The sequence below is a fragment of the Shinella sp. GW821-FHT10F02 genome, assembly GCF_058809275.1.
This window is the reverse complement of sequence record NZ_JBXASL010000004.1, coordinates 193,080-206,450: the sequence shown is the minus strand read 5'-3', so window position 1 is coordinate 206,450 and position 13,371 is coordinate 193,080. Positions and strand designations below refer to the sequence as shown.

The window sequence follows — 13,371 nt, the reverse complement described above, 5'->3', positions numbered from 1 at the left end:
TCCATGGCCGAGGGCGGCATGGACGAGACGAGCCGCAAGATCCTGCGGCTGCTCCAGAGCGAACCGGACCTGACGGTGGCCGAGATCGGCGAGCGCGTGGGCCTAAGCCACACGCCGTGCTGGCGGCGCATCAAGGAGATGGAGCGCCTCGGCATCATCCGCGGCCGCATCGTCGCGATCGACCCGAAACTCGTCGGCTTCGAGGTTTCCGTCTTCTGTTTCGTGCGGCTGAAGCAGCATGACGAGGAGACGCTGCTGGAGTTCGAAAAAGCGGTGAAGAACATGCCCGAGGTCGTGCAATGTTATTCGATGACCGGCGAGCACGACTATGTTCTGCGCGTGCTGACGAGCAATGTGCGCCAGTACGAGGAGATCCTGAAGAAGGCGCTGCTGAAGCTTCCCGGCGTCGGATTCGTCAATTCCAGCTTCGCCCTCGACGAGCTGAAGAACACCCACCGCGTACCGATCTGACGCGCCACTAGGATGGCTTTGCGTTGAGAGGCCCGCTTTGCGGATGCCATTCCTAAATCGTGATGCTGCAAGGGGAAAATAAGGACCCGCTCCTCCCAATCCGGGCGTAGGCTCCTACATATGGAGGATGGCTTTCACGCAGGAGGGCCATCGAGGAGGAAGTCATGCTGAAGCAGAGCTTTTCTCTCGAGGACAAGTATACGGCGGAAAGTGGGAGGATCTTCCTTTCCGGCATCCAGGCACTCGTGCGCCTGCCGATCGTTCAGATGCGGCGCGACCGTGCCGCGGGGCTGAACACCGCCGCATTCATCTCGGGTTATCGCGGATCACCACTCGGAAGTTACGACCAGCAGCTTGCCAAAGCCGGCAAGCACCTGGCGGCGCACGACATCGTGTTCCGGCCGGGCGTCAACGAGGACTTGGCCGCCGCCGCCGTCTGGGGCACCCAGCAGCTTCACCTCTCGCCGGGCGCGCTGAAAGATGGCGTCGCCGGCTACTGGTACGGCAAGGGGCCGGGCGTCGATCGCTGCGGCGACGTGTTCAAGCACGCCAATGCCGCCGGCACCTCGAAACATGGCGGCGTGCTCTGTTTTGCCGGCGACGACCATTCGGCAAAGTCGTCCTCCATCCCGCACCAGTCCGACCACGCCTTCATGTCGGCGCTGATGCCGGTGCTCTATCCCTCGTCGATCCACGAATTCGTCGAATACGGCCTGCTCGGCACCGCCATGTCGCGCTATTCCGGCTGCTGGGTCGGCATGAAGTTCATCTCGGATACGGTCGAGACCACCGCCTCCGTCGATCTTGCCGGCGAGCGCCGGCAGTTCGTCCTGCCCGAGAATTTCGAACTGCCGCCGGGCGGCCTCAGCCTGCGCTGGCCCGATCCGCCGCTGCCGCAGGACGAGCGGTTGCAGACCTACAAGGGCTATGCCGCAATCGCCTTTGCCCGCGCCAACCGGGTGGACGAGGTGACGCATGACGTGCCGAAGGCGCGCTTCGGCATCATCGCTTCGGGCAAGGCCTATGAGGACGTGCTCCAGGCGCTGAAGGAACTCTCCCTCGGCCCGGCGGAAATGGCCGAGATCGGCATGCGCATCTACAAGGTCCGCATGCCCTGGCCGCTGGAGCCGGAGGGTGTGCGCGAGTTCTCTCAGGGGCTCGAAGAGGTGCTCGTCGTCGAGGAACGCCGCGAGATCATCGAAAACCAGATCAAGCAGCAGCTCTTCAACTGGCACCACGGCGAGCGCCCGCGCATCATCGGCAAGTTCGACCATGAGGACCATGCCTTCCTGCCGCTGTCGCAGGCGCTGACCGTCGGCATGGTGGCCCGGGCGATTGCCGCGCGCCTCCTGCATTTCGAGTTCGACGCCGGCCTCAAGAAGGTCATCGCCGACGAACTCGCCTACCTGCTGGAGCGCGAGAAGATCCGCAAGGCGCACGCAGCCCCCATCGAGCGCGTGCCCTATTTCTGCTCCGGCTGTCCGCATAACACGTCCACGAAAGTGCCCGAAGGAAGCCGCGCAACGGCCGGCATCGGCTGTCATTACATGGTCCAGTGGATGGACCGCGACACCACGACCTTCACCCATATGGGCGCCGAGGGCGTGCCGTGGTCCGGCATCGCGCCCTTCACCGACGAGAAACACATCTTCGTCAATCTCGGCGACGGCACCTATTACCATTCCGGCATCCTGGCGATCCGCCAGTCGGTCGCCGCGCGCGTCAACATCACCTACAAGCTGCTCTATAACGACGCGGTTGCGATGACCGGCGGGCAGGCCGTCGACGGGCCGATCAGCCCCGAGGCGGTGACGCGCCAGATCTATGACGAAGGCGTCGCGCCGATCTATCTCGTCTCCGACCACCCGGAAGCCTATTCGCCATCCATGCTCGCGCCGGGTGTCATCATTCGTCATCGCGACGAGATGGACCGGGTGATGCGCGATATCCGCGATGCGCCCGGCTGTTCGGCCATCGTCTACGTGCAGACCTGTGCGGCCGAAAAACGCCGCCGCCGCTCGCGCGGCCTGATGGAGGACCCGCCGGTCCGCCTGATGATCAACCCGGCCGTCTGCGAAGGCTGTGGCGACTGTTCCACCCAGTCGAACTGCGTTTCCGTCGAGCCGCTCGACACGGAACTCGGTCGCAAGCGCAAGATCAACCAGTCGACCTGCAACAAGGACTATTCCTGCCTCAAGGGCTTTTGCCCCTCCTTCGTGACGGTGGAAGGCGGACGCCTGCGCAAGACCGCTCGCTCGAACCCGGACCTCACTGGCATCCCCGAACCGGAGATCGTCCGGATCGGCGACCGTTCCTACAATGTCGCCATCGCCGGCATCGGCGGCACGGGCATCCTCACGATCAGTGCCATCCTCGGCATGGCCGCCCATCTCGACGGCAAGTCGCCGATGATCCTCGACATGGCCGGCCTTGCGCAAAAGGGCGGCGCCGTGATGAGCCACCTGCGCATCGGCCTGCACGACCAGGACGTCTCCTCGCCCCGCATCATCACCGGCGGTGCGGACCTGCTGATCGCCGCCGACGACGTCGTAGCCTCGTCGAAGGACGCCGTGACGCTCTGCGACCACCACCGCACGACCGGCGTCGTCAACACCAAGCTGACGCCGGTCGCCGATTTCGTGCGAAAGCGCGACTTCGATTTCCGCCGCGGCGATGTCGAGCGCACGGTGCGTGCTGCCCTGCGCGACCCCTCGCACCTGCTCGATTTCACGACCATCGCGGAAAAGGTCGCCGGCAATGCCATGGCGACGAACATCCTGATGACGGGCTTCGCCTGGCAGAAGGGCCTGATCCCGCTGACGCGCCAGTCGATCGAACAGGCAATCGCGCTGAACGGGGTGGCCGTCGATGCCACGCTCTCCGCCTTCGGCTGGGGCCGCCTGATCGCCGCCGATCCGGCCCGCGCCGAGCGCCTGCTGGAGCCCGGAAAACGCCCGGCAACGCTGGAAACCATGGCGACGCCGGACCTGATCGCCCACCGCGTCAAGCACCTGACAGCCTATCAGAACACGGCGCTCGCGGGCCGCTACACCGCCCTCGTCGACAAGGTCCGCCAGGCGGAAAAGGCGCTCGGCCCCGACGACCGGCTGACCCGCACCGTCGCCCATGTCTACGCCCAGCTCCTCGCCTATAAGGACGAGTACGAGGTGGCGCGGCTCTTCACTGATCCCGCCTTCAAGGCGGGGCTGACAGAACAGTTCGAGGGCAATTACCGCATCGCCTTCAACCTCGCGCCACCGTTCCTGAAGGGCGAAGACGCCAACGGCCGGCCGAAAAAGCGCCGCTTCGGCCGCTGGATGCTGCCGGCATTCGGCCTGCTCGCAAAGCTCAAGGGGCTGCGCGGAACGGCCTTCGACCCGTTCGGCCGCACGGAAGAACGCCGCATGGAACGCCAGCTCATCGCCGACTACGAGGCCCTGGTGGCGCATGTGCTGCAAAATCTTCGCCGCGAGACCCTCGACACCGCCGTTGCGCTTCTCACGCTTTACGGCGAGATTCGGGGCTACGGACCGGTGAAGGAGGAGGCGGCGAAGCGGGTGAGGGCGCGTGAACCGCAGATGCGCGCGGCATTCGACACGGCAGGGCAGCAGAAGACGGCCGCCTGAGGTCGCGAAATTGGGGAGGACGAACATGTATGAAGCCGGAATGAGTTTCGGGCTCGGCGAGGACATCGAGGCGTTGCGCGAAAGCGTGCGGCGTTTCGCGACGGACCGCATCGCTCCGCAGGCGGCCGAAATCGACCGCAGCAACAGTTTCCCCATGCCGCTCTGGCGGGAGATGGGTGATCTCGGCCTGCTCGGCATCACCGCGCCGGAGAGCTATGGCGGCTCCGGCATGGGCTATGTCGCCCATTGCGTGGCGATGGAGGAGATCAGCCGCGCCTCGGCCTCGGTGGGCCTCAGCTACGGCGCCCATTCCAACCTCTGCGTCAACCAGCTCGTGCGCAACGCGACGCCGGAGCAGCGCCAGAAATACCTCCCAAAACTGATTTCCGGCGAGAATGTCGGCGCGCTGGCCATGTCCGAGCCGGGTGCCGGCTCCGACGTCGTCTCCATGAAGCTCAAGGCCGAAAAGCGCGGCGACCGCTACGTGCTGAACGGCAACAAGATGTGGATCACCAACGGCCCCGACGCGGACGTGCTGGTCGTCTACGCCAAGACCGACCCGGAGGCCGGCTCCCGCGGCATCACCGCCTTCCTCATAGAAAAGGGTTTTGCCGGCTTCTCGACCGCCCAGAAACTCGACAAGCTCGGCATGCGTGGTTCCAACACCTGCGAGCTGGTCTTTACCGATTGTGAGGTGCCAGAGGAGAACGTGATGGGCACGGTGGGGCGCGGCGTCAACGTGCTGATGTCCGGCCTCGATTACGAGCGCGTCGTGCTCTCCGGCGGCCCGCTCGGCATCATGGCCGCCTGCCTCGACGTGGTCGTGCCCTACCTGCATGAGCGAAAACAGTTCGGCCAGTCGATCGGCGAATTCCAGCTGATGCAGGGCAAGGTCGCCGACATGTATGTCGCCTTCAACGCTGCCCGCGCCTATGTCTACGCCGTCGCGAGCGCTTGCGACCGTGGCGAGACGACGCGCAAGGACGCCGCCGGCTGCATCCTCTTCTCCGCCGAAATGGCGACGAAACTCGCGCTCGAAGCCATCCAGGCGCTAGGCGGCAACGGCTACATCAACGACTACCCGACGGGCCGTTTGCTGCGCGACGCGAAACTCTACGAGATCGGCGCCGGCACGTCGGAAATCCGCCGTATGCTGATCGGCCGCGAAATCTTCCAGGAGACGCTGTGATGCCGGTCATCCCCTCGGCCGTGAACACCCGCAGCGAGACCTTTGCGGCAAACCGCAAGGCGATGCTCGACGCGCTGGCGCTGGTGGAGGAGGCGACCAGCCTCGCCATGGATGGCGGCGGCGCAAAGGCGCGCGACCGCCACGTTTCCCGCGGCAAACTGCTGCCGCGCGACCGCGTCGCGCAACTCCTCGACCCCGGCTCCCCCTTCCTGGAAATCGGCCTCACCGCCGGCCACGGCCTCTATGACGGCGCCTCGCCCTCCGGCGGCATGATTGCCGGCATCGGCCGCGTCTCCGGCCGCGAATGCATGATCGTCTGCAACGACGCGACGGTGAAGGGCGGCACCTACTACCCGATCACCGTGAAAAAACATCTGCGTGCGCAAGAGATTGCGGCAGAGAACAGGCTGCCCTGCATCTACCTCGTCGATTCCGGCGGCGCCAACCTGCCGAACCAGGACGAGGTGTTCCCCGACCGCGATCATTTCGGCCGCATCTTCTACAACCAGGCGCAGATGTCCGCCGCCGGCATCCCGCAGGTCGCCGTCGTCATGGGAAGCTGCACGGCGGGCGGTGCCTATGTTCCGGCGATGAGCGACGAGACGGTCATCGTCGAAAACCAGGGCACGATCTTCCTCGCCGGCCCGCCGCTGGTGAAGGCCGCGACGGGCGAGATCGTGACGGCCGAAGACCTTGGTGGCGGCGACGTGCACACCCGCCTCTCTGGCGTCGCCGATCATCTCGCCCGCGACGACCGGCACGCACTCGCCATCGCCCGCCAGATCGCCGCCAATCTCAACACGCGTAAGCCGGACGTTACGAAATCGGGCGACGGCGACGCACCTCTTTACGATCCGGAAGAGCTGCTCGGCATCGTGCCAGCCGACACCCGCACGGCCTATGACGTGCGCGAGGTGATCGCTCGCGTGGTCGACGGTTCCCGCTTCGACGAGTTCAAGGCCCGCTTCGGCACGACGCTCGTCTGCGGCTTCGCCGCCCTGCATGGCCTGCCCGTCGGCATCATCGCCAACAACGGGGTGCTCTTCTCCGAAGCAGCGCTGAAGGGCGCGCATTTCATCGAGCTCTGCGCCCAGCGCGGTATCCCGCTCGTCTTCCTGCAAAACATCACCGGCTTCATGGTCGGACGCAAATACGAGGCGGAGGGCATCGCCAAGAACGGCGCCAAGCTCGTCATGACGGTCGCCACCGCGAATGTGCCGAAAATCACCGTGCTGATCGGCGGCTCCTACGGTGCGGGCAATTACGGCATGTGCGGCCGGGCCTATTCGCCGCGGTTCCTTTGGACCTGGCCGAACAGCCGCATCTCCGTCATGGGCGGCGAGCAGGCGGCCGGCGTGCTGGCCACCGTCAAGCGCGAGGGCATAGAGCGCACCGGCGGCAGCTGGAGCACGCAAGAGGAGGCCGCCTTCAAGCAGCCGACCATCGACATGTTCGCCCGCCAAAGCCACCCGCTCTATGCTTCCGCGCGACTGTGGGACGACGGTATCGTCGACCCGCGCAAGACCCGCGATGTGCTGGCGCTTTCGCTTTCGGCGACCCTCAACGCGCCCATCGAGCCCACCCGATTCGGCATCTTCCGGATGTAAAGGAGCGACAGCATGAAACGCGAATCGATCAATGCGAAGAACGCGCCTGACCCGCGCGGCGGCTACTCGCAGGCCGTGAAGCTCGAGGATTTCAAGACGTTGCTGTTCATCAGCGGCCAGATCCCGGTGTCGGACGACGACAAGGTGCCGGAGGGGTTTGAGGCCCAGGCCCGGCTGGTCTGGCGCAATATCGACGCCCAGCTGAAAGCGGCCGGCATGTCCAAAGCCGATCTCGTCAAGGTCACGACTTATCTTTCGGACCGCCACCACGCGACCGAAAACCGCGAGATCCGCAGCGACTATCTCGGCTCCAATGCCCCGGCGATGAGCGTCGTCATCTGCTCGATCTTCGACGAGAAATGGCTGCTCGAAGTCGAAGCGATCGCTGCACAATAGAAAGCCGAAGCGCGCATGTTCAGGAAAATCCTCATCGCCAACCGCGGCGAAATCGCCTGCCGCGTCATTCGCACCGCCCGCCAGATGGGCGTCGCGACGGTCGCCGTCTATTCCGATGCCGACCGCGATGCGCTGCATGTCGCGATGGCCGACGAGGCGATCCGCATCGGCCCGGCGGAGGCGGCAAGAAGCTACCTGAACATTCCGGCGATCATCGCGGCGGCCAGGGCGAGCGGTGCCGAGGCCGTACACCCCGGCTACGGCTTCCTGTCGGAAAACCCGGATTTCGTCGAGGCGGTGGAGGCGGCCGGGCTCGTCTTCATCGGCCCCTCGGCGAGCGCCATCCGCGCCATGGGCCTCAAGGATGCGGCCAAGGCGCTGATGGAAAAGGCGGGCGTGCCCGTCGTGCCCGGCTATCACGGCGAGCGGCAGGACGCCGCCTTCCTCGCCGGCGAGGCCGAGGCCATGGGCTATCCGGTGCTGATCAAGGCGCGCGCCGGGGGCGGCGGCAAGGGCATGCGCCGCGTCGAGCATCCAGCGGATTTTGCCGCGGCCCTGGAAAGCGCCCGGCGCGAGGGTGAAAGCGCCTTCGGCGACGGCCGCGTGCTCGTCGAAAAATACATGGCCAAACCCCGCCACATCGAGGTGCAGGTTTTCGGCGACAAACACGGCAATGTCGTGCACCTCTTCGAGCGCGACTGCTCGCTCCAGCGCCGGCACCAGAAGGTCATTGAGGAGGCCCCGGCCCCCGGCATGACGGCGGAAATGCGCGCGGCGATGGGGCAGGCCGCGGTACGTGCGGCGGCGGCGATCGGCTATAGCGGCGCCGGCACCGTCGAGTTCATCGCCGACGTCTCCGAGGGGCTCCGGCAGGACCGCTTCTACTTCATGGAAATGAACACGCGCCTGCAGGTTGAGCATCCGGTGACGGAAGCGATCACCGGCCTCGACCTCGTCGAATGGCAGCTCCGCGTCGCTGCCGGCGAGCCGCTGGCGAAACGGCAGGAGGAGCTTTCAATTAACGGCTGGGCCTTCGAGGCGCGGCTTTACGCTGAAAACCCGGCGCGCGATTTCCTGCCGGCGACCGGCCGCCTTTCCGTCTTCGACCTGCCGCAGGACGCCCGCATCGATTCCGGCGTGCGCGCCGGAGATCTCATCACGCCTTATTACGACCCGATGATCGCCAAGGTGATCGTGCACGGCCGCACCCGCGCGGAAGCGCTGGCAAAGCTGGAAACGGCGCTCGAAACCTGCCGCGTCGGCGGGGTCACGACCAATGCCGGTTTCCTCGCCCGCCTCTGCCGCCTGCCGCCCTTTGCGGCGGGCGACGTCGATACGGGCCTGATCGGCCGCGCGGGCGAAAGCCTGCTCAACGAACCCGACGCCTCGGAGGAGGGCTTCGCGCTGGCCGCCCTAGCGGCGCTCGGTTTCCTGGAAGCACCGGCCGATCCGGATCCCTGGGGACACCTGCGCAGCTTCCGGCTGTGGGGCGAGGCGGCGCAGACAGTTTTCCTCGATCATGGCGATGCGGAACATGCGCTGCGCGTGACAGCGCGCGAAACGAACCGCTTCCATATCGAACACAACGGCATCACCACCGATATCGCCGTGCAGTCAACTAATGGACGTTCCGTCCGCGCAGCGTTCGAAGACCGGGTTTTGTCCGCAACCGTGCATCGCGAAGGCACTGATATCCTCGTCTTCTTCGCCGGCCACGCCCACACCTTCGCAATCGCCGAAGAGGCCGGCCATCATGGCGAGGCGACGGCTGGCGGCGATCGGCTCTCGGCGCCCATGCCGGGCCTGGTGCGCATCGTCTCGGCGGGGCCGGGTGCGCGCGTTGCCAAGGGTGATGCGCTCGTCACCATGGAGGCGATGAAGATGGAGTTGGTGCTGGCGGCGCCGCGTGATGGCGTGGTGGCGACGGTGCCGGTCGCGGTCGGCGATCAGGTGGCGGAAGGCGCGCTGCTGCTCTCGCTGGAGCCCAAGGAGGCCGTATGAGCTGGCGCGTCGAAATCGTCGAGATGGCGGCCCGCGACGGGTTGCAGAACGAGAAGGCGATCATTCCTTCTACGGACAAGATCGCGCTGATCGACCTCTTGTCGGATTGCGGCTTTCAGCGCATCGAGGCGACGAGTTTCGTCAGCCCCAAATGGGTGCCGCAGCTTGCCGATGGCGCCAAGGTGATGGCCGGCATCGCGCGCCGCCCCGGCCTTTCCTATGCGGCGCTGGTGCCCAACATGAAGGGCTACGAGGCGGCGAAGGCCGCCGGCGTCGATGAAGTCGCCGTCTTCCTCTCGGCCTCCGAAGGCTTTTCCCGCGCCAATCTCAACTGCTCGATTGCCGAAAGCATCGAGCGCGCCCGACCGGTTGCCGAAGCGGCGAAGGCGGACGGCATTCCGCTGCGCGGCTATGTGAGCTGCGTCGTGCAATGCCCCTATGATGGCCCGGTCGAGCCTTGCGCGGTGGCGCGGGTGACAGGGCAACTCCTGCGCCTCGGCTGCCACGAGGTGAGCCTTGGCGATACGATCGGCCGTGCCAAGCCGGCGGAGGTCGCGGCCATGCTGGATGTCGTGCTCGCCGTCGCCTTCCCCGAAAATCTCGCCGGCCATTTCCACGATACGAACGGGCTGGCGCTCGACAATATCCGCGTGGCGCTCGATCATGGGCTCACCGTCTTCGACGCCTCGGTCGGTGGGCTCGGTGGCTGCCCCTATGCGCCGGGTGCCCGCGGCAATGTGGACACGCTCGCCGTCGCCGACATGCTGGCGGCCGAGGGATACGAGACAGGGCTCGACCGGGAGAAACTGGCAGCGGCCGCGGCCTTTGCCCGGCAGATCACCGGCAAGACCGATGCCAGGAAAAGTGCCTAGCGGTTTGCGCCCGCGACCACGCAGAGGAGGTACAGCCATGCATTTCGAAACGATTTCCGTATCCGTCGATCGGCGCGGCGTGGCATCGCTGACGCTTCGCCGGCACGCGCAGCACAATGCGCTATCAGGCCTGATGATCCGCGAACTGACCGCCGTCGCGGGCCTGCTTAGCGAGGACAAGGCCGTGCGCGTCGTCGTGCTGACGGGCGAGGGCGAGAGTTTTTGCGCGGGCGGCGATCTCAACTGGATGAAGGAGCAGATGGCCGCCACGCGTGAGGCGCGCATCGCCGAAGCGCGCCGGCTCGCCTTGATGCTCAAGGCGCTGCGCGACCTGCCGAAACCGCTGATCGCCCGCGTCAACGGCCAGGCCTATGGCGGCGGCGTCGGCCTGATCAGCGTTTGCGACGCCGCGATTGCCGTGGACGGCGCCCGCTTCGGCCTGACGGAAACCCGCCTCGGCCTCATCCCCGCAACGATCAGCCCCTATGTCGCCGCCCGCATCGGTCCCGCGGCGCTGCTCCGCTTCGCCACCTCCGCCCGCCTGTTCGACGCGCCGACCGCGCGGGGCATCGGCCTCGTCAGCGGCGTCGTAGCGGTGACTGAGTTGGACGGGGCGATCGAGGCGGAGATCACGCCCTATTTCGCGGCGTCCCCCGAGGCGGTTGCGGCCACCAAGGCGCTGGCGCATGCGCTGGCTCCGCCGATCGACGAGAAGGTCATCGAGATGACGCTGACGCGGCTCGCCGATACCTGGGAAACGCCGGAAGCGACGGAGGGGATCGGGGCGTTTCTGGAGAAGCGGAAGCCGGGGTGGGTGCCGGTGGATTCCGGCAAGTGATCGCGGCCGAGCGGGCATGAGCTGAACTCCGGCGCTTCTATTATCCTGCTCCTTGAAGACGGCTGCATATGAAACGACCGGGTGCCGAAAGTCCCCTTCTCCCCCGCGGGGAGAAGGTCGCGGCAGCGGGATGAGGGGGGTGGCGCAGGCGCAAAGGCTGTGGTTTCGATCCGCACTACCCCCTCATCCGACCCTTCGGGCCACCTTCTCCCCGCGGGGGAGAGGGGGAGCGCGGCAATGTCGTCATCCGGTCCCACGAATTGGCGGGCAGGCTTTGCTACTCGATAAACACCCGCACGCTCGCCGCCCGTCCGGCCGCATCGATCACCGTCAGCGTCGAAAATCCCGCACCTTCCGGCATCCACTGCGTCGTGCGCCGGCGCGAGGCATCGGGCAGCACCTTGCCATTGGCGAGCCAGCGGAAGGGAGCGCGGCCGCCTTGCAGCTTCAGCACGAGCGGTGAGATGTCCGTGCTCGTGGTGGCGCCGAGTTCCACATGGGCGCCTTCCGGCGGGTAGATGATTTCGGGCGCCGGCTCGCGCGCCACGGTCGCGACGAGGCCGCCCGTCGTGGTCGAGAAACGGCGCAGGCTGGCGGGCAGTTCTGCCTGCGCGATGCGCACGGCGCCGGACGGCGCGCGCGGCAGCGCGGTGATGGCGATGCCGGAGCGCGAGAAGGCCTCGAAGAGGATGGGAGCGGCGGCGCCATAGCCGGTCAGGCCAGGTACGGCGCCGTTGTCGGCGCGACCGACCCAGACGCCAAGCACATGGCGGCCGTCATAGCCGACGGACCAGGCGTCGCGGTAGCCGTAGCTCGTGCCGGTCTTGTAGGCGATGCCGAGGCGGCGGCTGCCGGTCGGCGGGGTGACGCCGGAAAGCACGTCGGAAACCTGCCAGGTGGCGACGGGGTCGAGCAGCGGTTCGCCCTCGATCTGCGACGCGTTGCGCGAAATGCCGTCGCCGAGCCGCACCGGCATGCCACGATTGGCGAGCGCCGCATAGAGCTGGGTGAGCTCGCGCAGCGTGACGCCGACGCCGCCAAGGCCGATCGCAAGCCCCGGCGTTTCGCCCGGTGGCAGTTCCGCATGCACCTCGGCGCGGCGGAAGCGCACCATCAGCCGCGTCGGGCCGACGGCTTCAAGCAGGCGCACGGCGGGCACGTTCAGCGACAGTTGCAGCGCCTTGCGCACGCTGACGTCGCCTTGATAGGTCATGTCAAAATTGCGCGGACGGTAGCCGGAAAAGTCGGACGGCCGATCCTCGACGATCGTTTCCTGCGCGACCAGGCCTTCCTCGAAGGCAAGTCCATAGATGAACGGCTTCAGCGCCGAGCCGGGCGAGCGGCGGATGCGCGTCATGTCGATCCAGCCGGCGCGGCGGCCGTCGAAATAGTCCGCTGAGCCGACCTCGCCAAGGATCTCGCCGGTGCGGGCATCCGCCATCACCATGGCGATCGAGATTTTCGCGCCGAGCCGTTCGGCGGCCTCGCGTGCCACGGTTTCCAGCCCGTCCTGCACGTTGCGGTCGAGCGTCGTCCTGTGCTCGGTCGCCTTCGGGTCCTTGCGCAGCGCCATTTCGGAAAGATGGGCGGCATAGGAGGGGAGCTGGCGGCGGCGATCCGGCACGGCCTCGGCGGAAGCGCGTTCGGCCTCGCCTTCGCCGATGATCTCGGAGACCGCCATGCGGTTCAGCACGCGCTCGCGGGCCTTTTCCGCCACCGCACGATGCCGGTCCGGCCGGCGTTTTTCCGGAAGCTGCGGCAGGGCGACGAGCAGGGCGGCCTCGGCCACCGAAAGCCGCTTCGGCTCCTTGCCGAACCAGGCGAGGCTGGCCGCGCGAACACCCTCCAGATTGCCGCCATAGGGGGCGAGGGTCAGGTAGAGATCGAGGATTTCCGCCTTGGAGAGCCGCCGTTCGAGCTGGATGGCGCGGGCCATCTGGCGCAGTTTCGCCAGCATCGAGCGGTTTTCGCGCGGCTCGATCAGGCGGGCGACCTGCATGGAGAGCGTCGAGGCGCCCGAGACGATGCGGCCGTTGGTGGCGAGCTGCCCGGCGGCGCGCAGCAGCGCCAGCGGGTCGATACCGTGGTGCTCGTTGAAGCGCCGGTCCTCATAGGCGACGAGCATGCGCAGGAACTGCGGATCGACATCGGCCGCCGTGGTCTTCAGCCGCCAGAGCCCCTCCGGCGTGGCGAAGGCGCGCAGCAGCCGGCCGTCGCGATCGAGCACTTCCTTGGACACGGTGCCGGCAACCGCGATCGGCGGCGGATAGGCCTTGTCCGCATAGTCGAGGCCGAAGGCGAGGGCGGCGATGGACGCCGCCCCGCCAAGGGAGCCGATAACGAGCTTGCGCCAGAGCGCCATGGACCGGTC

Annotated in this window: 9 protein-coding genes; 8 read left to right on the top strand and 1 reads right to left on the bottom strand. The window is 66.8% G+C overall.

The genetic code is table 11. The annotated features are described in order from the left end of the window. The first annotated feature begins 3 nt into the window (after positions 1 to 3). The 8 genes from AC1RWL_RS14095 to AC1RWL_RS14060 all read left to right on the top strand — a co-directional run bounded on the left by AC1RWL_RS14095 (position 4) and on the right by AC1RWL_RS14060 (position 11,000). Positions 4 to 471, top strand: coding sequence for an Lrp/AsnC family transcriptional regulator (locus AC1RWL_RS14095; RefSeq protein WP_493158383.1), 468 nt, complete (start codon positions 4 to 6; stop codon positions 469 to 471). Positions 472 to 635: 164 nt separating this feature from the next. Beyond that, the gene (locus AC1RWL_RS14090) at positions 636 to 4,097 is read left to right on the top strand and encodes an indolepyruvate ferredoxin oxidoreductase family protein (RefSeq protein ID WP_493095039.1); all 3,462 of its coding nucleotides are present in this window, start codon (positions 636 to 638) and stop codon (positions 4,095 to 4,097) included. Positions 4,098 to 4,137: 40 nt separating this feature from the next. Beyond that, the gene (locus tag AC1RWL_RS14085; protein WP_414714044.1) at positions 4,138 to 5,286 is read left to right on the top strand and encodes an isovaleryl-CoA dehydrogenase; all 1,149 of its coding nucleotides are present in this window, start codon (positions 4,138 to 4,140) and stop codon (positions 5,284 to 5,286) included. Further along, positions 5,286 to 6,893: a carboxyl transferase domain-containing protein gene (locus AC1RWL_RS14080; RefSeq protein ID WP_493095038.1), complete on the top strand. Its 1,608-nt coding sequence runs from the start codon at positions 5,286 to 5,288 to the stop codon at positions 6,891 to 6,893. The genes AC1RWL_RS14085 and AC1RWL_RS14080 overlap by 1 nt, the downstream gene beginning before the upstream one ends. A 12-nt stretch (positions 6,894 to 6,905) precedes the next feature. After that, entirely contained in the window at positions 6,906 to 7,289 is a 384-nt protein-coding gene (locus AC1RWL_RS14075) for a RidA family protein (RefSeq protein ID WP_493095037.1), read from the top strand. A gap of 15 nt (positions 7,290 to 7,304) precedes the next feature. Then, complete coding sequence (locus tag AC1RWL_RS14070; RefSeq protein ID WP_493095036.1) at positions 7,305 to 9,290, top strand: acetyl/propionyl/methylcrotonyl-CoA carboxylase subunit alpha; 1,986 nt, start codon at positions 7,305 to 7,307, stop codon at positions 9,288 to 9,290. Further along, positions 9,287 to 10,162 (top strand): hydroxymethylglutaryl-CoA lyase, encoded by an 876-nt coding sequence (locus AC1RWL_RS14065; protein ID WP_493095035.1) that lies wholly within the window; start codon positions 9,287 to 9,289, stop codon positions 10,160 to 10,162. The genes AC1RWL_RS14070 and AC1RWL_RS14065 overlap by 4 nt, the downstream gene beginning before the upstream one ends. Positions 10,163 to 10,199: 37 nt before the next feature. Next, positions 10,200 to 11,000: a crotonase/enoyl-CoA hydratase family protein gene (locus tag AC1RWL_RS14060; RefSeq protein WP_493095034.1), complete on the top strand. Its 801-nt coding sequence runs from the start codon at positions 10,200 to 10,202 to the stop codon at positions 10,998 to 11,000. A gap of 277 nt (positions 11,001 to 11,277) precedes the next feature. Here AC1RWL_RS14060 and pbpC read toward each other — a convergent pair whose 3' ends face one another. After that, positions 11,278 to 13,362: a penicillin-binding protein 1C gene (pbpC, locus tag AC1RWL_RS14055; RefSeq protein ID WP_493095033.1), complete on the bottom strand. Its 2,085-nt coding sequence runs from the start codon at positions 13,360 to 13,362 to the stop codon at positions 11,278 to 11,280. Positions 13,363 to 13,371: the final 9 nt, after the last annotated feature.

Excerpts from the sequence above, each read along its gene's own strand:
- AC1RWL_RS14095 (WP_493158383.1), top strand. The coding sequence starts at position 4 with ATGGCCGAGGGCGGCATGGACGAGACGAGCCGCAAGATCCTGCGGCTG.
- AC1RWL_RS14090 (WP_493095039.1), top strand. The coding sequence starts at position 636 with ATGCTGAAGCAGAGCTTTTCTCTCGAGGACAAGTATACGGCGGAAAGT.
- AC1RWL_RS14085 (WP_414714044.1), top strand. The coding sequence starts at position 4,138 with ATGAGTTTCGGGCTCGGCGAGGACATCGAGGCGTTGCGCGAAAGCGTG.
- AC1RWL_RS14080 (WP_493095038.1), top strand. The coding sequence starts at position 5,286 with ATGCCGGTCATCCCCTCGGCCGTGAACACCCGCAGCGAGACCTTTGCG.
- AC1RWL_RS14075 (WP_493095037.1), top strand. The coding sequence starts at position 6,906 with ATGAAACGCGAATCGATCAATGCGAAGAACGCGCCTGACCCGCGCGGC.
- AC1RWL_RS14070 (WP_493095036.1), top strand. The coding sequence starts at position 7,305 with ATGTTCAGGAAAATCCTCATCGCCAACCGCGGCGAAATCGCCTGCCGC.
- AC1RWL_RS14065 (WP_493095035.1), top strand. The coding sequence starts at position 9,287 with ATGAGCTGGCGCGTCGAAATCGTCGAGATGGCGGCCCGCGACGGGTTG.
- AC1RWL_RS14060 (WP_493095034.1), top strand. The coding sequence starts at position 10,200 with ATGCATTTCGAAACGATTTCCGTATCCGTCGATCGGCGCGGCGTGGCA.
- pbpC (WP_493095033.1), bottom strand. The coding sequence starts at position 13,362 with ATGGCGCTCTGGCGCAAGCTCGTTATCGGCTCCCTTGGCGGGGCGGCG.